Raw genomic sequence first — 19,834 nt, forward strand, 5'->3', positions numbered from 1 at the left:
TACCCTGGATCCCACGATTAACCAGTGGTAGCAGGGATGTAAGGCATAAGGAGGATGAGCTACTCAGCACGTGAAATCAGAGCATACAGGCAATTTAATGCTTTTGTCTTACTCGCCACGTTTTTTATAGCGATCACGGAATCGTTGTACTCGACCACCTGTATCAACTAGTTTTTGTTTTCCTGTATAGAAAGGATGGCACTGAGAACAAACCTCAATATTGAGATCTTTGCCAAGTGTCGAACCGGTTTCAAAGGAATGGCCACAACTGCAGGTGACATTAATTGTTTTGTATTCTGGATGTATTGAAGCTTTCATACCACTCTCTCTTTCAAATCGAGTATCGCCACCCGAACCTTAAGTCAGGCACCATACTCACAGCTAAATGACGCGCCACATTAACAGAAATCAAATTATAGATCAATTTTTCTGTTTTGTGCCAGGCATAATCCTTAATTTGAAGCAACCTTCTTTTTGAAAAATTTCTAATTTAGTTACGGCAATAACTCAAGCTCTAACTCAACCCACACTGGGGCATGATCAGAAGGTCGTTCCCATTTTCTCGGTGCTTTATCAATTTGAGATTGTTTGCATAGCGCAGTTAATTCTTTATTCAAAAGCACATGATCAATACGCAGTCCCATATTGCGCCTAAATGCCCCAGCACGATAATCCCACCAGCTAAATAATTTCTCTTCTTGAAGAAAATTGCGAAAGCTATCCACTAATCCCATATCAAGCAAATCAGTAAATGCTTTGCGCTCAGCCGGACTGACAAACACGCAGTTTTGCCAGATCACTGGGTCATGAACGTCTCGATCATCTGGTGCTATATTAAAATCACCCACTACAGCAACTTTGGGATGCAGAATCAGTTGATGTTGGATATAAGCTGAAACTTTTTCTAGCCACATTAATTTGTAATAATATTTTTCAGAATTCAATTCAGAGCCATTAGGAACATAGAGATTAATAAGGCGAATTCCTGCTGTTGTCGCTGCTAAGATGCGGCGCTGAGGATCATCTAAACCAGGAATATCCGTGACGATATCTCTTATTGGGTATCGACTAATTATCGCAACCCCATTGTAAGTTTTTTGTCCGGCGTAGGCAAAATGATAACCCCGCTCAGCAAACGCTTCTTCAGGAAAATTTTCGTTGATGATTTTCGTTTCCTGCAACGCAAGAATATCAATCGCTGATGAGTCTAACCAGGTTAAAACCTGTTCGAGGCGAATTTTTAATGAATTAACATTCCAGCTTGCAAGTTTAAGCACACCAATCTCCCTCATACTCAATAATTAAAGGAGCATGATCAGACCAGCGCTCTTCTTTTGCAATGCTTACCTTTTTCACGCTACCCATTAAGCCGGGTGTAATCACTTGATAATCAATTCGCCACCCAATGTTTTTATCTCGAGCAGTTGGACTGCGATACGTCCACCAAGTGTATTGCTCTTCTTCCTGGTTCAGTACTCGAAATGCATCAATAAAACCCATAGGACCGAAAAGTTTATCCATCCATGCACGCTCTTCCGGTAAAAACCCTGAATTCTTTTGGTTGTTTCGCCAATTTTTCAAATCAATCTTTTTATGGGCGATATTATAATCACCACAAAGAATTAACTCCCGCCCCTCATTCTTAATCTTCATTAAATGCTTCTCAAAGCGCTCCAGGAACTCATATTTCACTTGCTGTCGTATTTCCCCACTAGTTCCGGAAGGAAGGTAAACTGAGATTACACTTAATTTAGGATAATCGAATTGCAAATATCGCCCTTCATTATCACAAAAATCAAACCCTAATCCTCTTACCACCCGCTTTGGCGATTGACGAGCATAGATTGCTACTCCGCTATATCCTTTTTTTTGCGCACTGTAGTATTCGCAAAAATATCCTTCAGGGTAGAATAATTCGTTTAGCGTTAATTGCGAATCTTGCGCTTTGGTTTCCTGAAGACAAACAAAATCTGCGTTTTGCTCCTTCAACCAGTCATAAAAGCCATTGCGCGCAGCCGAGCGTATACCATTGGCATTAAAACTGATTATCTTCACCGCCTTCCCCATAATAGAATCCTAACTTTTTCCTAGAGAAACAGCGATATACCCTAATCGCTTTCCTAGGTTTTTTGCCAATGCAATTTCATCTGAACTTAATGCATTCTCATTTGTAGCGCCCCCGACGTGCGTAACGCCGTAAGGTGTGCCTCCACTTATAGTACTGGTTAACAGTGGTTCTGTGTAAGGCAATCCGAGGATAAGCATGCCATGATGCAACAGGGGCAGCATCATACTCACCAGGGTAGTTTCTTGCCCGCCATGCATTGACGAGGAGGATGAAAACACACAAGCCGGTTTATTGACTAAATCTCCAGCCAACCATAATGGTGTGGTGCTATCTAAAAAATATTTCAGGGGTGAAGCCATATTGCCAAAACGGGTAGGGCTTCCTAAAGCAAGTCCCTGACAATAACGCAGATCATCTAAAGTTGCATAAGGAGCACCACTCTCTGGCACAGGCTTATCAACTGCTTCGCAGGTTGCTGACACCGGAGGAACTGTTCTTATCCGTGCCTCAATGCCGTTGACTGACTCCACTCCACGAGCAATATATTGGGCTAGTTGTGCTGTTTTCCCACTTCTAGAATAGTACAAAACTAAAACATACACTTTATCTGTCATTAATGAACTCCAGCACTTTTTCAGGTGGACGAGCAATGACTATTTTTTCACCAGAGACGACAATAGGTCGCTGCAAAAGTTGTGGGTGTTTAATCATTGCCTGCAGTACCGTCTCCTCATCTGCATCCGCTAATTGTAATTCTTTATAGATTGTCTCATTATTTCGAACTAGCGCTTTAAGACCCAAGTGCTTAGCAAAATGGCGAATACACTCAAGAGAAAGAGGTTGGCGCAAATAATCGATGACTTCAACTGTCTTGCCAGTCTTTTGCAATAATTGCAAACAGGCTCGAGATTTTGAGCAGCGGGGGTTATGATAAATAGTTATCATGAAAATATATACCTTAGTTCGAAATTCGTAAAAGTTAAGTATAACAAAGTTAGCCCTTGCACACAGGTCTTAGGCTGCTATGCTTTTTATAAAAGTAATACAGGATGAAAAATGCAAATAGAGGGAATATTACCTTCATGAATCTAAAAGAAAAGCTTATCAATAAGCTTTACGAGGGAATACGCTTTATTCGCTTTGTTGCAGAGCATTTTATTAATGATGACTGCACTTATCGCGCGTCTGCACTTGCTTTTACTAGTTTGCTTGCTGTTATTCCGCTTATGACAGTGGGGTTGGCAATTCTCTCCTCTTATCCTGTTTTTCAAAATTTAGCGGGACCTGTGCAAGATTTTATTTTTGAAAATTTTGTTCCTGCAACGGGAAAAGCAGTCCAAAATTATTTACATCAATTTGCTACACAAGTTTCCAATCTTTCTGTTTGGGGTGTGACCATTTTATTTTTTACCGCTCTGCTCGTTATGGTCACTATTGAACGGGCGATGAACCGAATTTGGCGGGCTCCTTCTTCAAGGCATGGTGTGTCTGCTTTCTTGCTCTATTGGGCTATTCTATCGTTGGGCCCAGTATTTCTGGGCTTAAGCCTAGCTGCTAGTTCTTACGTGTTTTCGATGCCCTTCATCAAAGATTACCCATCGCCGTCCGTTTTGCTGAGCCTTACCCCTTTTATTTTATCCTTGGTGGGCTACACCTTTTTATATGTAGTCGTACCTAACTGCCCCGTAAAACTCACTCATGGTTTATGGGGAGGGCTGATTGCTGCGATACTTTTTGAAACCGCTAAACAAGCTTTTGCCTATTATCTAACTCAATACAACAGTTACCGCTTACTCTATGGCGCCTTCGCCACGGTTCCTATTTTTTTCATTTGGGTTTACTGGCTATGGGTCATCACGCTTTTGGGCGCTGAAATAAGTTATGCACTTTCAGTACATCATCAGCGCCGCGTGGGCAAACCTCTGGATGGTTTTTCCCATGCTCTGCTTTGGTTGCAGCAACTGTGGCAAAGCCAAAAAGAAGGAAAAGGACTCAGCTTGGATGAGCTTATCAGCTCGACAACACATCCTTTTGCGATTGATATTAACAACATGATTAATACCCTGACTCGCTTAGGCTACATTCATACCACCAGTGATGGGTTATTCATGCTCAGCAAAGATCTAAGAGAGATCACTCTTTATTCATTGAGTCAACAGCTCCCTTATCACCTACCTACTCATACGGATCTAGAACAACTCAACTGTTCACCCTTGGATCATTGGCGACCCGTGTTTAGAAGAAACGATAGGGAGCTGAAAAAGACGCTATCCATTAACTTGCATGAATTATTTACTCAAGACAGCTCCGGTATTGACACATGAGGTCGTGGTAACGACTCGTTCGTTTGTTGAGAACAAGTTGCTAATGCCTGAGATAGAGTGGCAAAAACATTCTCTTCTCCGACTAATCCAATAATACCTCCCTTCTCTAACTTAGACCACACACGAGCATTTGCCCCTGCCACCATTACTCGCACCTGGTGCTTGTGCCGCTTTATGATGAACTCTTCCAAAGCTTGCAAACCTGTCACATCGATAAATGGAACCCAACCTAATTGAATAATCAGCAAGCTTGGCTCAGCAGGGGTTTTTGCAAGTGCTTGCTCAAAATTTTCAACCGCCCCAAAGAAAAAGGGGCCTTCCATTTTGAATACTTGAACATGCGCTGGAACTTCTTTTACTCCTAACGTTTTGAATTCATGATGCAACGTCTTATCATCCACCTGAAGCACTTCAACACTGTGTGCCATACGTCGCAAAAATAGTAAGGTTGCTAAGATAACACCGGCATTCACTGCAACAACTAAATCAACAAACACAGTCAATCCAAAGGTTAGCAATAACACGACAACATCTGCACGTGGGGCACATTTAACCATTTTCACAAAATGACGGGCTTCGCTCATATTCCAAGCTACCACAAACAAAATGGCAGCGAGTGCTGCTAACGGCACATAAACAGCCAAAGGCGCCAGGAAAAGGATAATGACTAATAAAGTCAGCGCATGGATCATTCCCGCAAGTGGACTAGAGCCTCCGTTGCGAATGTTAGTGGCTGTGCGCGCAATAGCACCTGTGGCAGCAAATCCACCGAATAAAGGGGCTGCAATATTCGCCAGGCCTTGGCCGATTAATTCTTGATTAGAATTATGTTGCGTGCCAGCCATTCCATCAGCAACAACCGCTGAGAGCAAGGATTCTATTGCGCCAAGCATTGCTATAGCAAAGGCAGGACCAATCAATTCAGTGAGACGTGCCAAACTAAGCTCAGGACAATGGAATGAAGGTAATCCTTGCGGAATCCCTCCAAAAGTACTGCCAATGGTCGCTACACCATCAAACTGAAAATAAGCTTCTAAACCTGTTGCCACCACTAAAGCAACTAAAGGGCCAGGCACGCGCTTCATCCCTGGCAATCGGTGGGAAAAAATAACCAGCAGCAATGATAAGACAGCAAGCGCTGTGGTTGTAGGATTCAATTGTGGAAATACCTGCAACAAAGACCAAAATTTTTGATGGAAATGCTCTCCAAAGACGGCAGGCAAACCAAAGAAATCCTTCCATTGACCGACCCAGATAATCATTGCGATACCCGATGTAAAGCCAACAATGACCGGAGCAGGTATGAATTTAATAACCGCACCAAATCGCACAAGGCCTAATAGAAATAGAATCGCTCCGGCCATTAAGGTCGCAATTTGCAGGCCCTCTATTCCATATTTGGCTGTAATGCCCGCCAGCAAAACAATAAAGGCCCCCGTGGGACCTGCAATTTGTAACCGACTTCCTCCAAAGGCAGAAACCAAAAAACCAGCAACGATGGCTGTATAAATTCCTTGCTCAGGCTTAGCGCCAGATGCGATAGCAAAAGCCATTGCAAGAGGCAAAGCCACAACGCCTACTATAATTCCGGAAATAACATTAGGTAACCAATTTTGCCGTCGTAATAAACCGGCACGGTAAGCTTCTAGCAAAGCGATCATGGTTTTTACTGCTTTTAATGATGAAAAGAACCCTATTATATCTGGAATGACTCTAATTAATACAGAATACTCAATAATTTTGGCTAAAGCCCTATGGATTAGACTTCCTCAAAATGCCATAAAGGGCTTTTCCACGTAATGTTTACTTAATATTCAACTGATACAATTAATTCATCAAGGAATCAATGTGAGCAAATTATGAATGATATCGTTAAGCAGTTAAATAATCTAGCTCGTTTAAAGGTATTAATGGATAATTCTTCCGAAAGCGCTCGCGCCATTTTAGCTGAAGGTGAGGCCGATAAACTCCAATCACAGCTCTCTTTTAGTTCTTATCCGGAAATCGAGCTTCGTTGGTTAAATTTTCAGCTTAAGAACCTCGAAGTGGACGATTCTGGAACGACGGAATATGAGCGAAAAGAAGCAGAAACCAGGCATGCAGCATATACGCTTTGCGCCTTTCGCTGTAAGGATTGTATTGAAACTTTTGTCGAAAATCACACGCAAGAAGCTAAAGAAGAGGGTAGCTTAAAAAAATTAATTAAGGAACAACACGAATCCATTTTTAGCCAATGCCTCGATCGTGCTACTCGCGAATACCTTCATAATTACCATAATGACCCGAGTAAACCTTTTTCCACAGAAGCTATTTTATCTCAAGCAACGGCCTATTACCGTGAAAAAATGGTTAAAGAGGCATTGATCGAATTTGAAACAATCACTTTTATCGAATATTACGCACGTCTTAAAGGTAATGTGCATAGAGGTGTGCTTGAACAACAATTCATAGAAGACCGATTAAACATGCGCGAGAGATATGTTGCACATGGGTATACTCTCGCCACTAAAGATCAAGATAAACCCTATGATTTAACTAAGTTTAGAACGAAAGAATTTAATAAATTTTACGAATCATTTTGGCAGCCTGAACCCTTAACGCCGGAGCATTTTAAAAAAGAGGCCTCTAGATTTTTAGAAACTCAATCTACTACTGATACCACTTTCGGTACCATTTTTTATTTGCATTTTAAAGGTGAAACTGAATTATTTACTGCCCAAATGGCACCGATATTCTCTCAAGCAGAGGAGTTTGCTCAATTGTCCGTGCCTGCCGTTTCAACTGAGACCCCTATTCCCACCGAAGATAAGAAGCTCATTAAGTTAAGGAAAATAGTAGAAAATTACCAGCAATACCTCAACCATCATAGAGCAGAAGAAGAAAAAACTTACCCAGACAGAGATCATCGTGCTGTTGAACAAAGACAATTGGCATTAGCAACGATTGCCCTGGTTGCTAATCAAAGTGAGGAACTTTCGCCGTCAGTGAAACAAGTCGTAAAAAACGCTGTTGAAGAAATTCAAAAAAATGGCCCAACCTGGTTTGAACGATCACTCCTAGATAAGATATTGGATGTTATTAGTTTAGGTGCACGACCTCTTTATCGATTGTTTACTTCCCAACAAAATCCAGCCGAAGCACAATTGAACCAGGCAGCAACCGGTGATTTGCCAGAAGATGATAATCCGGCCGAGGATGGTTCATCAGAGAGGCCTCAGTAACTATCGAAAAACTGTGAAATAAATCAGGGTCACAAGAAAGAGCACAAGTAAACTTCTTAGGTAGGGTGCTGTCGATTTATTTTTATACAATACCTCTAAATAGGCAATTGGGTGCCGGAAAAGAAAACTGCGGATGATTTTTTTACTCGCAGGCACAGCTCTACCTTCCAAGGGGTACTCATGGATTCTTACGCTTGGACCATCATTGGCTTCAATAATGACTCCATGCGATTTTTCAATGGGGATATTAATATCGACACACTGGACATCAAATCCTACTAATTTTAGATTTAATTGCGCGGCAGCACGAATCAATAGCCTGCTATTCTCACTATTTATATTTTTTTCAATGGATTTATAAGTACCGCCTCGGGTCGCATTGCAAGTATAACATAAGCTCACATGCTCATCCTTTTTCGGAATATAGTTGAGATCGACACCCAGTTCAGCTAACTTGATCTGACATTCCTCATCCACAACAATTGGACCTAGTGTATTGCTTTTTTTTACTCGTTGACTATTCGCGAAATCGATAAGTTCTTGCAAGGTGTGGTTACCATCCCCCACTACATGCGCAGGATAACGCTGAATGACGCCGAGAATGCGCCCGTTGAAAACCAATATGCGGTAAGAATTTAAATTCCCATGAAATTCTTCAATAGAGATGAACTCATAAACAGCAATAATATCATCCACGTATTTTCTTAATTGCTCTAGCGATTTGATATTACACAATACTCCCTGGCCTAATTTACCTGCTTGGGGTTTAACCACAAGAGGGAATTTTAAATCGGCTATTTTTTCTTCAAGCAAGCCGTCCTCATATTCTGAAATGTGGATAAAAGTGGCTTTAGGTACGGGAAATCCCCCTTGCTCAAGCAACTTATTCATTATGTATTTATTTCGAGCTACGTGTATGCAACTGCAATCATTAAGGGGAGTGCCACTACCACAAAAATAGTAATTTTTCTTTCCAAGTTTTAATCTAAACCCTTCAATCTGAGGTATTTCCTCTACCGGCAAAAAGAATTTTTTAGCACTTTCGTAATAGCAGCGTGCATTTTTATTCATTCGATCGTGATTCAAGAAAGAACTCCTAATGCTTGCAATCGGCTAAATCGCTAATGGATACCACCTCTAGGGTTTTCTGGCAATAACTGCAATACCTTCTCGTCCATCATACTGTGCTTTTTCCGGTAGGTCTTGACGTGCATACAATTCGGCCTTTTCGACAATAAATCCCACCCGTTCCACCTCTCTCGATAATATTTTTTCATCTAAAAAATGCAGTTTATTAGGGACATAACGCCGCAGCCTTTCCTCAAGGAGGTTTTTTAGATTAGTAAAATAACCTGGCCATTGTTCATTATCTTTTATTCTTTGTTCATAAATCGGAATAATTGCCTTATAGAGAGACCGGTAAGGCGGAGAAGCTAAAACGAATAATTTCGCGCCAGGTTTAAGCCAAAGAAACAATTTTTCCATCCCTTGCTGCAATTCGGCGGGCTCCAAATAACCCAGCATGCGAGAAATATAACAGCCCGCAATGCTCTCATTAGCCAAATTTAAATTGGATGGAAATTCCCCTGGCAGTAAACTGAGGCGATCACGGCATTCTTTGGGTGTGCGGTTATATAAAATCTGTAGATGGCGAGGTTCAATGTCATTCGCAATCACCGTAGCCCCTGCTGTCAAAGCCGCAATGGTAACAAAGCCATAAGCGGCGCCAAGCTCGAGCACGGGTGATTTTTGTTGTACTGCAAAGTGAATAAATTGTTGAGCGTAATCGTCAAGATAACTTGATACAGGTCCTCTTTGATTTAAAGTCATTACCAGGTATGTACTGATTGGCTCTGGCATGTTCAAATCATTGTGCTTTGATTCGTCCATAAATTCATTATCCCTTATAGGGTTTTCAATTAAAACAACAGTTTTTTGCAACAAAAAGTAGGCTGGGCCAAGGCTCCAACCTACAAAATCAACTTCTCTTGGCTCATTTTACTTATAAAATATAACGTGCCCAATCCTCATCATCGACCAGTTTCCCTAAGTGAGTATCGACATAAGCAGCATCTACATGCACGGATTGACCCGCTTTATCTGTGGCCTCGAAAGACACCACTTCTAACAAACGCTCCATCACAGTATAAAGGCGACGAGCCCCAATATTTTCGGTACGCTCATTCACTTTCCAGGCAACTTCGGCAATTCGTCGAATACCTGCCTCTGCAAAAGTTAAATTTAACCCCTCAGTCGCCATTAGCGCAGCATATTGTTCAGTCAAAGAAGCACTGGGTTCAGTTAAAATACGCACAAAATCTTCAACACTGAGTGCAGACAGCTCAACACGGATCGGTAAGCGGCCCTGTAACTCGGCAATGAGATCAGAAGGTTTGGCAACATGGAATGCACCTGAGGCAATAAACAAAATATGATCACTCTTAATCATGCCGTATTTGGTTGAAACGGTGGTTCCTTCAACCAAAGGTAAGAGATCACGTTGTACACCCTCACGTGAAACATCACCGCCGCTACCATTCTCTGCGCGTTTAGCAACTTTATCCAGCTCGTCAATAAAAACTATTCCATTTTGCTCAATGTTTTCGATAGCGCGAAGCTTAATGTCCTCTTCGTTAATTAACTTGGCAGCTTCTTCTTCACGCAAAATTTTCATTGCTTTAGCAACGGTTAAGCGACGTGTCTTAGTACGCCCGCTGCCCACTTGCTGGAACATCGCTTGCAACTGACTTGTCATTTCTTCCATGCCAGGAGGAGCCATGATTTCCACACCCACTGAATTCGCAGCAACCTCAATTTCAATCTCATTCTCATTCAGCGCTCCTTCACGCAATTGCTTGCGGAAAATCTGGCGCGTCGTGGATTCTTTTTCACTGGGCGCTAAACTGCCTCTTGCTGGTGGTAATAGTGCATCCAAAACCCGATCTTCAGCAGCATCTTCTGCTAAATTTTCAACTTTTTTCATCGCTCGTTCGCGTTCTTGCTTAACAGCAATATCAGCGAGATCACGAATAATAGAGTCTACATCACGTCCTACGTAACCGACCTCTGTAAATTTGGTAGCCTCCACTTTCACAAAGGGGGCTTGAGCAAGCTTTGCTAATCGCCTGGCGATCTCGGTTTTACCTACGCCGGTTGGCCCAATCATTAAAATATTTTTGGGCATAATTTCGTTGCGCAGCGTAGCATCTTTAATTTGCATGCGTCGCCAACGGTTACGCAAAGCAATCGCAACGGCTCTTTTAGCATCGTCCTGACCAATAATGTGCTTATCCAATTCCTGCACGATTTCTCTTGGAGTCATCATTGTATTATTCACTGTCAGTATCCAATTCTTCGATAGTTAAATTATGGTTGGTGTAAATGCAAATGTCAGCCGCAATATTCAAACTTTTGCGCACGATATCCAGAGCTGATAATTTAGTATTTTCCACTAAGGCTCGCGCTGCTGACTGAGCGAAAGGACCTCCAGAACCAATAGCAATTAATCCTTCTTCGGGCTCAATGACATCTCCATTTCCGGTAATGATCAGTGAAGCCTTACGATCGGCTACAGCTAATAGCGCTTCCAAGCGACGCAAAATTTTATCGGTGCGCCAATCTTTGGCTAATTCGACTGCTGCACGCACTAAATGGCCCTGGTGCATCTCTAGTTTTTTTTCAAAACGCTCAAATAAAGTGAATGCATCCGCAGTCCCCCCGGCAAAGCCCGCGATCACAGAGTCTTTATACAAACGCCTCACTTTACGCGCATTACTTTTCATGACTGTGTTACCCATGCTGACTTGTCCGTCGCCACCGATAACCACTTTCTTTCCCCGTCTGACAGACAGGATAGTTGTACCTCGATATTGTTCCAAAGCATATCCCCATCACAGATTGAATTTCTGAAATGGGGATTAACAAAAAAAAATCAATGGCCAGAATATAATTTTTTGTCCAATTTAAAGACTTTTCCAGACACGCCGAAGGTTGGGCCCTTAGCCAGCATTGCACTCTGCTTAAAATATTCAGTTTTGTTAGGCCAAGGTCCAACGGATTTTACTTAGGCTGATGCGAGCTGGCACTGATGACAAATTCCTTTTAATTCAATAGCACCTTGCCCAAGATGAAAGCGATTTTCTTTCGATAATTTATGCACTAAATCATGCATGGCTTGATCGTAGAGTTCATTGACTTGATGGCAATCATTGCAAACCATCAACACTTCGGAAGAATAATGTTTCTCAGGCTCATGACATAGCGTGTAAGATTGAATGGATTCAATTTTATGAACCACCCCACATTCAACAAAATAATCTAATACGCGATAAACAGTCGGCGGTTTAGCATTTTGTTTACTTTGTAATAACCTATCGAGAATTTCATACGCTTTTAACGGCTTGGTTGTGCCCCACAAAATATATAAAATGCTTTTGCGCAACGAGGTTAGCCGAATCTCAATAGTCAAACAATAATCTAGAAATAAGGTTGGATAGTTCATTTTATCGATAACTAAGAATTGAATTCACTCATAAAAGATATTCCATGAGATAAAGGAGTCATTTTTAAATACTCAGCTAAACTTTGGCCTATATCAGCGAAGCTATCGCGACGCCCAATAAAATGACTATTAATTTTAGGCCCAAAAACGAGAATGGGTACATGCTCTCGCGTATGATCTGTGCCCGGAAACGTGGGATCACATCCATGATCGGCGGTAATGACAACTATATCATCCGCCTTTAGAAGATCAATTAATTGGGGAAGACGTTGGTCAAACTCTTCGAGTGCATGCGCATAGCCAGCCACATCGCGACGATGGCCATAAGAAGAATCGAAATCAACAAAATTAGTGAAGACTAAACTTCCTTGGGGAGCGGTTTTCAATGCGTCTAAAGTGGCATCAAACAACGCATTGTTACCGTCTGCCTTAATCGTTTGCGTTATGCCTTGATGCGCGAAAATATCTGCAATCTTACCTATTGCTATGACCTCTCGCCCCGCTTCTTTTAATAAATCCAATAACGTTGGTGCAGGAGGTAAAGTGGAATAATCACGACGATTACCCGTACGTTTAAAACCACCTTGTTTACCAATAAAAGGTCTCGCGATGACGCGGCCAATTTGGTATTCATCCACTAAATGGCGAGCAATTTCACAAATTTCATAGAGACGATTTAAGCCAAAAGTTTCTTCATGTGCAGCAATTTGGAACACACTGTCTGCCGAAGTGTAAACGATAGGTTTACCTGATTTAATATGATCTTCACCCAATTCCTCAATAATGTGTGTCCCTGAAGCATGTTTTTCGCCTAGAACACCGGGTAAATTCGCCTGCTTAATGAAATCATCAATTAATTTTTTAGGAAAACACTTTGCTTGGTCAGGAAAGTAACCCCACTCAAAAGTTACGGGAACCCCCGCCATTTCCCAATGACCACTGGGGGTATCTTTCCCTAAACTTTGCTCAACCGCATAACCATAGTAGCCACGAGGTTCTTCAATCGCTGCCAAGTCAACCAATCGAACGCCCGAGCTGGCAAGAGCCGTATGATATAGTCCTAAACGGGTTAAGTTTGGAACATTCAAAGGACCTTGTCGTAAACCCACTTTATTGGCTAATCCTGCACTGCAAGCTTCATGTATATGGGCAAACGTATCAGCCCCTTCATCACCATAACGGTGTGCGTCAAGACTTGCTCCAATTCCCATGGAATCCATCACTAAAATACAGACACGCCCTAACATTTTTTTTATTCCTCTGTTTGTGCTTGGCGACAGTACGTTTCTTTTAATCCAAATAAGACCAAGAGAGCAATCACTAATCCGATTGGAAAAATCCATGCAGCATATTGATAATCACCCAATGAATACACCGGTATATCATCTAACATCCTCATTTCACCGTGTTGCATCAATAAATAGCTGAACAACACTTGGTATACCACACAACCGCCTTGAGTCAAAATGGAAACCACACTCACCGCTGAGGCGGTCATCATGGGCGAGCTGCTTTCGGCGACTAATGCATAGCTGATCACTTGAGCCGCAGTAAAAAAACCTAATAGAAAGAATAAAATCTTCATCACAGGTAAAGAAACAGGAATAAAAAGAATTGACAACATAGTAACCAAGGAAGCCAATACGCCTATTTTCATTGGCAAAATACGCAAACCCAATTTATCCGAGCACCAACCAATGATCGGCCCACCTACAATTGCCCCCAAAAATAACATTGAATTAACCACTGCAGCATCTGCTTTTGACACACCCATTTTCTGCATTAAATAGAGCGATCCCATCATAGCGCCATATACAGCAATGGCCATATTCATCAAGCTTGTATAGAGCGCAGCTCTTAGCGTTTGAGGGTTTAAGTAGGCTTTTTTGGCTGTAGCGAGCAAACTAATTTTTTTAACAGTACTTTGATTTTTATTTTTTACCTTGTCAATGATGCCAAAATACATCACAACGAGCATGATTGTTCCAAGCCAACCGACCTGAATCAATGCCTCACGCCAGCCGATTTGTGCAACCAACTGAGTGAGGGGATATTGCGCTATCATCCCACCCGTCATAGCAATGGTCACAATGATTCCTGTAACCAATGCCATACGTTGAGGTGGAAACCAACGAGAAGCAAGACGAATAGGCCCAAGAAAGCAGAAAGCGCTACCAATACCTGTAATGAAACGACAGAATAAAGCTAAATAGAACGACTGGGCTTGTGCCAAGATAAAAGTACTTAACACACAAAGCAACATGGCAACTAAAATTGTTTTTTTAGCTGAAAATCGATCAAGCACAAAGCCCGCAATAATCAGGAAAATCACGTTGGAGACGTAATAAATGCTTGATAAATAAGCCATTTTATCAGCTTGCACATGAAAATCTTGCATAATATTATCGGCAATGGATGCAAACATATTGCCTTGGATAAATTCATAAAAGAAAAATAAAGATGCACTAAAACAAACTAACCACGGTAATAATGTATTCTCTACCGGCTCACTCGTTTTATATTCTTCCACCATCCGCATAAAGGCCCCTCAGTACAAACTCTTGCAGTAAGTCTCTCGTGTTAATAAAACCGCTAGCAGTGCTGCTACAGCGGCCAAAGGAAAAATCCACATTGCATATTGGAAATCTGCTACCGTATAGTTTTGAGATGTAGCCCCTGCATGTTGCTGCATTAATAAACCAAAGAGCACTTGACCTATACCTCCCCCTCCCATAATTAAAACAGAAGCCATCCCTGTGGCAGCACCTGTATTTTCTGATGAATTACTTTCTGCAATTAACGGATAACTAATCACTTGTGTACTAGTAAAAAATCCCAAGGCAAAGAAAAGTACGCTTAATTGCGTTTGGGATAAATCAAGATTCATAAACAAGGGAATGACTGTGAATAAAGTAGCAAACGCACCGAGGATCATGAGAGGCTTACGCCGCCCCTGAGTATCAGACAACCAACCTACCAAAGGGCAACCAATGATACTCCCAATGAAAATTAAGCTGACAATGTTGCTCGCTGCCAATTCCGGCAGGCGGTGGACAACTTGCAAATAGCTCGCCCCCCATAATGCACAAAGCACCATAATTGGCAAATTTAATAAAGACGTGTAAAGACCTGCAAGCCAATTTTGTGGATTTGTAAGGGATTGTGAGAAGCTTGCAAGTACAGCAGGCTGCGGAGTGGTTTTCCTTGTTAAAGCGTGGGTTGGCCTATCCTGCACGACCAAATAAATCCAAAAAAATAATGCAGCACCAACAGCACCATCAATCAGTAAAGAACCCCGCCAACCATAGTATTCATTAAGATGCGCAAAAGGAGTATGCGCCATCATTCCACCAAGAAAAGCCATGGTGACAAGTAAGCCAATCACTAATGCCTGACGACGAGGCGGAAACCAACGGGAAACTAAGACCACACAAGAGAGAAAACAAAATGCATTACCAATACCAGAGAGGAAATGAAAAAAGCAGGCTAAAGCAAACGAGCTTGTCAGGCCAAAACCTACTGTACCGACAACACAAACAAGCATTGCAGTTAGAATGACTTTTCGCGTTGAAAAACGATCAAGGATAATTCCTGCAGGCAAAAGGAAAAGAATGTCAGCCCATAGATAAGTGCTTGACATCCAGCTTAATTGAGCCGCATCTAAATGAAAATCATCACGTAAAGGTTGATTAATCACATCAAAAATATTGAGTTGAAAAAACTCATAAAAGAAAAACAACCCGGCAGACAAACACACTACCCACGCCATTAAATCACCTCTAGGCAAAATTGCGCTCGAATCCACCGCGAGAGAGTCTGACAAGATTTCTCCTTAATATAAGGTAGTAAAATTGCGGCGCATTGTATCAAAATTCGCATCCAAATGGTATCTTAATTGAACAATTATTTCTCATATAATTCCTTGTGGACTTTGGCCATTTTTATAATATTAGCCAGAAATTCGTCATTAGGTGCCGATTTGCAAAATACTGAGTAAAGACCTAGTATGATAGAACTATTCAAAGGACTAAGGATATCCCCATGATTCCCGTAAAAGGCTATGCAGCAGAAGCAGCAAAAGCCCCTTTAAAGCCCTACTCTTTCGAACGCCGCGAAGTAGGTGACCACGATGTCCTCATTGATATTAGCTATTGCGGAATTTGTCATTCCGATATTCATCAAGTAAGGGATGAGTGGGGTGGCTCGCTATTTCCAATGGTCCCTGGTCACGAAATTGTTGGCATTGTGAATCAAGTGGGAAACAAAGTCTCTCAATTCAAAAAGGGGGACAAAGTAGGCGTGGGTTGTTTTGTCGATTCTTGCCGTCGCTGTAAAAATTGCAAGGAGGATCTTGAGCAATATTGTGATGAAGGATTGACATTAACATACAATGGCTTGGAGCGAGATGGCAGTCGCCTCTCACAAGGTGGCTATTCCACTAAAATAGTCGTCGATGAAAACTACGTGCTACGCCTTCCGCAAAATTTGCCTTTGGATGCTACTGCTCCACTATTGTGTGCTGGGATTACACTTTATTCACCGCTCAAGCACTGGCATGCAGGCCCTGACAAAAAAGTGGCGGTGGTCGGTTTGGGAGGCTTAGGTCATATGGGCGTTAAAATAGCCCATGCCATGAAAGCCGATGTGACGGTGCTAAGCCACTCTATGAAAAAAGAAGCAGATGCAAAACGCATGGGAGCTAGTCATTTTTACTCAACTTCCGACAGTAATACCTTCACTCAACTCGCTCGAACCTTTGATTTAATTATTTGTACTGTTTCCTCTGACATCGATTGGAACCAATACCTCGGCTTATTAAAGCGTGACGGTACCATGGTAGTCGTAGGAATTCCTGAAGATGAGGTACCCATCAATGCTTTCTCTTTAATTAAAAGCCGTCTTAGTGTCAGTGGGTCGATGATTGGTGGGATAAAGGAAACTCAAGAGATGCTTGATTTTTGTGGTAAGCATAATATTGCCGCTGATATTGAACTCATCCCCATTCAGAAAGTGAATGAAGCCTATGAGCGAATGTTAAAGAGTGACGTGCGTTATCGTTTTGTGATTGATATTGCTTCTCTTGATTAACAATTTGTCAATACATCCTAGGGCCCGCAAAATTTTTATGTTATAAATTCGCATTTAAATCTTAGGGAAGTTCGGGATGAATTATCGTCCAGACATTGATGGCTTAAGAGCAATTGCAATTCTATTTGTTTTATTTTTTCACAGTGGTCTGACGCTATTTCCCTCAGGTTTCGTTGGCGTTGATTTGTTTTTTGTCATTTCTGGTTTTTTGATTACCTCCCTTATCCATGAATCCATTCAGAATAATCATTTTTCGTTCGCCGAATTTTACAGCCGACGATTGTGGCGTCTACAACCCGTCTTCATTTGTCTCTTAGTGGTGGTCACCCTTTTTGCCTTGGTATTCTATTTGCCTGATGATTTAGTGCAATACGCCAAAAGTGCTCGCAAAACCTCCATTTTTACTTCTAACAGTTATTTTTCCCGTGTCACCACCGGCTATTTTGCTGCCGACAGCAATCAATTGCCTTTGTTGCATACTTGGTCGTTATCGATTGAATGGCAATGTTACTTCATCTTACCCGTGGCCATTTACTTATTGAATCAGGTCGTTGCGCAACGTCACTTAAGCAAACTAATTTATGGGCTTACGCTTCTCTTTTTCGCTTTGGCTTTTTATTCCTCGACCCATCATGCCGACAAAACTTACTACCAGTTCTTAAGTCGTATTTTTGAGTTCCTAATAGGCTCTTGTGTGGCCTTATCCCCCCGACCTGTTGCTTTAAACAAAATTGTTGTAAATTCACTAAGCTTGTTTGCCTTGCTCACCTTATTTTATGTCGCAACACGCACTCATATCAATTTTGGTTTCCCCAATGGGTATGCCTTACTTCTCTGTGTTGCTGCGGGTATCTTGATTGCAACAGGAAATCATCCTTACTCCCTTGTGGCTCGATGCCTGGCAACCAAACCGCTCGTTTTTATCGGCTTAATTTCTTATTCACTCTACATTTGGCATTGGCCTGTCTTTGCCTTTATTCATTACCTTAACATCGAAAATACCCATTTAATCCTCTCCTTAGCACTTTGTGCCAGCTTCATTTTGGCTTACCTTTCTTGGCGATTTATTGAAAAACCAACACGCAAATTCAATCATCTGAAATTGCGCTACAGTTTCATCTGTTTATTGTTATTTCCAATTGGACTCATTCACCTTGGTGCTCACATTATCAAAAAACAGGCCGGTCTTCCTGAACGATTTAATGAGGAAGTGGTAAGAATTTATGAGCAATTGAATCAATACAACAGTGCCCAGAGACCTTTATGCATTGGCAAACATAATATTGATATAAACTCCCAATGCACCTTGGGTGCAAAAAATGCCGACAGCAAGAAGGGCTTGATGATTGGCGACTCTTTCTCAAATCATTACTGGGGGTTCATGGATGTCCTGGCCAAAGACGCCAATCTATCAATTCTCGCTCAAGCCACTTCTTCCTGCCTCACTTTGCCTGGGATATTTCTCTACGATTGGTGGTCTTTTAAAAATGAGGTATATCAAGAATGCTATGAGCAAACGGCGCATTATTATGACATGATTAAAACCAATCATTATGACTTCGTCATTATAGGCCAAACTTGGAAGAATTATTTAGGGCATAACATTATTAACCACCGCCATGATACCTCTTCCCCTGAGTTAACAAAAAAACGCATTACTGTTGCCTTGGATAATGCTTTACAAATCATCACTCGCTCTGGTGCAAAGCCTGTTTTGATTAAAGGCACAGCTTCAACCAACGAGAATCTTCGTGATTGTTTTTTTCAACATGTTAAGCAACGAAAAAAATATGATCCTGAACAATGCGATTTTAGTTTGCAGGTTAATATTGAATTATGGATCAATCAATTATTCGTGAAAATGCAGAAGAAGTACCCGCAATTAATCGTTATTGATCCTAAAGAAATACAATGTGCGCAAGGCCGCTGTAGAGCGGATATCAACGGTGTCCCTGTTTTTCGTGATATAGGTCATATTACTGATTATGCGTCGTATCAATTTGGGAAATTGTATTTGCAACAGCATGGGAATCCGCTGTCAAGAGTCAAGAGATCTCTTGCTGTACTCAGATGACAAGTGAGTAAGGCTTATTGTCCTGAGCGTAACGAAGGATTCCTAAAGCAAAGTATTGGCAAGGGTTCAGGAGGTTCTTCGCTGTGCTCAGGACGGATACCTGCAGAGGCTTAATCGTCCTCATGACATTTTTTATATTTTTCAGCCATTTTTTCTTCTAGATCTTGAATTTTCTTCTGTAATTGCGTTTTTTGCGCATCAGTAAGAACGCTCATGATTTGGTTTGTTGCTGCAATTTTGGCCTTAATTATGTCACCAATGAGCTTGGTTTTTTGATCAACTAAGTTATCTACTGTGGATTGGTCCATATTAGCTGACATCACTTGCTGACTAATTTGCTTTCTTAAACCATCTAACTGTGTTGCTTTATCATTCACAGTGGATTTTAGCTGGTCCAAAATAGGTTTAATTTTTGCTTTTTGGGAATCATCAAGATTCAATGATTGAACCATGTCCTTAATGCCTTTTCCACAGTCCATAGAATCCGCAAAAGAAACCTGGCCAAATACTAAAGAGAAAACGAATAGAATCGTCCCTAAAATTTTTTTATTCATGATA

19 protein-coding genes are annotated in these 19,834 nt (G+C 41.5%); 4 read left to right on the forward strand and 15 right to left on the reverse strand.

All coding sequences use genetic code 11. From position 1 onward, the window contains the following. Positions 1-108: 108 nt before the first annotated feature. The 5 genes from rpmE to arsC all read right to left on the reverse strand — a co-directional run bounded on the left by rpmE (position 109) and on the right by arsC (position 3,013). Positions 109-318, reverse strand: coding sequence for a 50S ribosomal protein L31 (rpmE, locus tag B5D33_RS14120; protein ID WP_058451802.1), 210 nt, complete (start codon positions 316-318; stop codon positions 109-111). A gap of 176 nt (positions 319-494) precedes the next feature. Beyond that, positions 495-1,277, reverse strand: a complete 783-nt coding sequence (xth, locus tag B5D33_RS14125; RefSeq protein ID WP_058451803.1) for an exodeoxyribonuclease III — start codon at positions 1,275-1,277, stop codon at positions 495-497. Further along, positions 1,270-2,055: an exodeoxyribonuclease III gene (locus B5D33_RS14130; protein WP_058451947.1), complete on the reverse strand. Its 786-nt coding sequence runs from the start codon at positions 2,053-2,055 to the stop codon at positions 1,270-1,272. Before B5D33_RS14130 ends, xth begins: the two co-directional genes overlap by 8 nt. 21 nt (positions 2,056-2,076) lie before the next feature. Next, positions 2,077-2,682, reverse strand: a complete 606-nt coding sequence (wrbA, locus tag B5D33_RS14135; RefSeq protein WP_058451804.1) for an NAD(P)H:quinone oxidoreductase — start codon at positions 2,680-2,682, stop codon at positions 2,077-2,079. Then, positions 2,672-3,013 carry an arsenate reductase (glutaredoxin) gene (gene arsC / locus B5D33_RS14140; protein WP_058451805.1) on the reverse strand — a complete coding sequence of 114 codons (342 nt, stop codon included), beginning with the start codon at positions 3,011-3,013 and terminating at the stop codon, positions 2,672-2,674. Before arsC ends, wrbA begins: the two co-directional genes overlap by 11 nt. Before the next feature lie 137 nt (positions 3,014-3,150). Between arsC and B5D33_RS14145 the strand changes: the two genes are divergently transcribed. Continuing rightward, positions 3,151-4,392 (forward strand): YihY family inner membrane protein, encoded by a 1,242-nt coding sequence (locus B5D33_RS14145; RefSeq protein ID WP_058451948.1) that lies wholly within the window; start codon positions 3,151-3,153, stop codon positions 4,390-4,392. Here the strand turns inward: B5D33_RS14145 and B5D33_RS14150 are convergent. Next, complete coding sequence (locus B5D33_RS14150) at positions 4,365-6,053, reverse strand: SulP family inorganic anion transporter (RefSeq protein WP_058451806.1); 1,689 nt, start codon at positions 6,051-6,053, stop codon at positions 4,365-4,367. The two genes, B5D33_RS14145 and B5D33_RS14150, sit on opposite strands and share 28 nt — an antisense overlap. Before the next feature lie 198 nt (positions 6,054-6,251). On the opposite strand from B5D33_RS14150, the gene B5D33_RS14155 reads away from it, so the two are divergent. Continuing rightward, the gene (locus B5D33_RS14155) at positions 6,252-7,613 is read left to right on the forward strand and encodes a hypothetical protein (RefSeq protein ID WP_058451807.1); all 1,362 of its coding nucleotides are present in this window, start codon (positions 6,252-6,254) and stop codon (positions 7,611-7,613) included. Here B5D33_RS14155 and B5D33_RS14160 read toward each other — a convergent pair whose 3' ends face one another. From B5D33_RS14160 to B5D33_RS14195, 8 genes are all read right to left on the reverse strand, one after another. Beyond that, complete coding sequence (locus B5D33_RS14160; protein WP_234802519.1) at positions 7,614-8,699, reverse strand: UDP-N-acetylmuramyl peptide synthase; 1,086 nt, start codon at positions 8,697-8,699, stop codon at positions 7,614-7,616. A gap of 51 nt (positions 8,700-8,750) precedes the next feature. Then, complete coding sequence (locus B5D33_RS14165) at positions 8,751-9,503, reverse strand: class I SAM-dependent methyltransferase (protein ID WP_133141008.1); 753 nt, start codon at positions 9,501-9,503, stop codon at positions 8,751-8,753. Between the two features lie 112 nt (positions 9,504-9,615). Then, complete coding sequence (gene hslU, locus B5D33_RS14170; protein WP_234802520.1) at positions 9,616-10,938, reverse strand: ATP-dependent protease ATPase subunit HslU; 1,323 nt, start codon at positions 10,936-10,938, stop codon at positions 9,616-9,618. A 4-nt stretch (positions 10,939-10,942) separates the two neighbouring features. Next, a complete protein-coding gene (gene hslV / locus B5D33_RS14175; RefSeq protein WP_058451809.1) occupies positions 10,943-11,491 on the reverse strand; it encodes an ATP-dependent protease subunit HslV in 549 nt (182 codons plus the stop codon). 185 nt (positions 11,492-11,676) lie between these two features. Continuing rightward, a complete protein-coding gene (locus B5D33_RS14180; RefSeq protein ID WP_058451810.1) occupies positions 11,677-12,114 on the reverse strand; it encodes a transcriptional repressor in 438 nt (145 codons plus the stop codon). Between the two features lie 11 nt (positions 12,115-12,125). Further along, positions 12,126-13,361 (reverse strand): phosphopentomutase, encoded by a 1,236-nt coding sequence (locus B5D33_RS14185; RefSeq protein ID WP_058451811.1) that lies wholly within the window; start codon positions 13,359-13,361, stop codon positions 12,126-12,128. Between the two features lie 5 nt (positions 13,362-13,366). After that, a complete protein-coding gene (locus B5D33_RS14190; RefSeq protein WP_058451812.1) occupies positions 13,367-14,653 on the reverse strand; it encodes an MFS transporter in 1,287 nt (428 codons plus the stop codon). A 9-nt stretch (positions 14,654-14,662) separates the two neighbouring features. Next, the gene (locus B5D33_RS14195; RefSeq protein ID WP_058451813.1) at positions 14,663-15,937 is read right to left on the reverse strand and encodes an MFS transporter; all 1,275 of its coding nucleotides are present in this window, start codon (positions 15,935-15,937) and stop codon (positions 14,663-14,665) included. A 218-nt stretch (positions 15,938-16,155) separates the two neighbouring features. Between B5D33_RS14195 and B5D33_RS14200 the strand changes: the two genes are divergently transcribed. Both B5D33_RS14200 and B5D33_RS14205 read left to right on the forward strand, forming a co-directional pair. Then, positions 16,156-17,202: an NAD(P)-dependent alcohol dehydrogenase gene (locus B5D33_RS14200; RefSeq protein ID WP_058451814.1), complete on the forward strand. Its 1,047-nt coding sequence runs from the start codon at positions 16,156-16,158 to the stop codon at positions 17,200-17,202. A 76-nt stretch (positions 17,203-17,278) separates the two neighbouring features. Further along, positions 17,279-19,276, forward strand: a complete 1,998-nt coding sequence (locus B5D33_RS14205; RefSeq protein ID WP_058451815.1) for an acyltransferase family protein — start codon at positions 17,279-17,281, stop codon at positions 19,274-19,276. A 110-nt stretch (positions 19,277-19,386) separates the two neighbouring features. Here the strand turns inward: B5D33_RS14205 and B5D33_RS14210 are convergent, their stop codons facing one another. After that, positions 19,387-19,830, reverse strand: coding sequence for a Spy/CpxP family protein refolding chaperone (locus tag B5D33_RS14210; protein WP_058451816.1), 444 nt, complete (start codon positions 19,828-19,830; stop codon positions 19,387-19,389). Positions 19,831-19,834 lie beyond the last annotated feature (4 nt).

The sequence above is a fragment of the Legionella maceachernii genome (genome assembly GCF_900167045.1).
GTDB lineage: Bacteria > Pseudomonadota > Gammaproteobacteria > Legionellales > Legionellaceae > Tatlockia > Tatlockia maceachernii.

Coding starts and splice junctions, on each gene's coding strand:
- B5D33_RS14145 (WP_058451948.1), top strand. CDS start 3,151: ATGAATCTAAAAGAAAAGCTTATCAATAAGCTTTACGAGGGAATACGC.
- arsC (WP_058451805.1), bottom strand. CDS start 3,013: ATGATAACTATTTATCATAACCCCCGCTGCTCAAAATCTCGAGCCTGT.
- B5D33_RS14205 (WP_058451815.1), top strand. CDS start 17,279: ATGAATTATCGTCCAGACATTGATGGCTTAAGAGCAATTGCAATTCTA.
- B5D33_RS14180 (WP_058451810.1), bottom strand. CDS start 12,114: ATGAACTATCCAACCTTATTTCTAGATTATTGTTTGACTATTGAGATT.
- B5D33_RS14210 (WP_058451816.1), bottom strand. CDS start 19,830: ATGAATAAAAAAATTTTAGGGACGATTCTATTCGTTTTCTCTTTAGTA.
- B5D33_RS14185 (WP_058451811.1), bottom strand. CDS start 13,361: ATGTTAGGGCGTGTCTGTATTTTAGTGATGGATTCCATGGGAATTGGA.
- B5D33_RS14165 (WP_133141008.1), bottom strand. CDS start 9,503: ATGGACGAATCAAAGCACAATGATTTGAACATGCCAGAGCCAATCAGT.
- B5D33_RS14150 (WP_058451806.1), bottom strand. CDS start 6,053: ATGATCGCTTTGCTAGAAGCTTACCGTGCCGGTTTATTACGACGGCAA.
- hslU (WP_234802520.1), bottom strand. CDS start 10,938: ATGATGACTCCAAGAGAAATCGTGCAGGAATTGGATAAGCACATTATT.
- B5D33_RS14200 (WP_058451814.1), top strand. CDS start 16,156: ATGATTCCCGTAAAAGGCTATGCAGCAGAAGCAGCAAAAGCCCCTTTA.
- wrbA (WP_058451804.1), bottom strand. CDS start 2,682: ATGACAGATAAAGTGTATGTTTTAGTTTTGTACTATTCTAGAAGTGGG.
- B5D33_RS14190 (WP_058451812.1), bottom strand. CDS start 14,653: ATGCGGATGGTGGAAGAATATAAAACGAGTGAGCCGGTAGAGAATACA.
- rpmE (WP_058451802.1), bottom strand. CDS start 318: ATGAAAGCTTCAATACATCCAGAATACAAAACAATTAATGTCACCTGC.
- B5D33_RS14155 (WP_058451807.1), top strand. CDS start 6,252: ATGAATGATATCGTTAAGCAGTTAAATAATCTAGCTCGTTTAAAGGTA.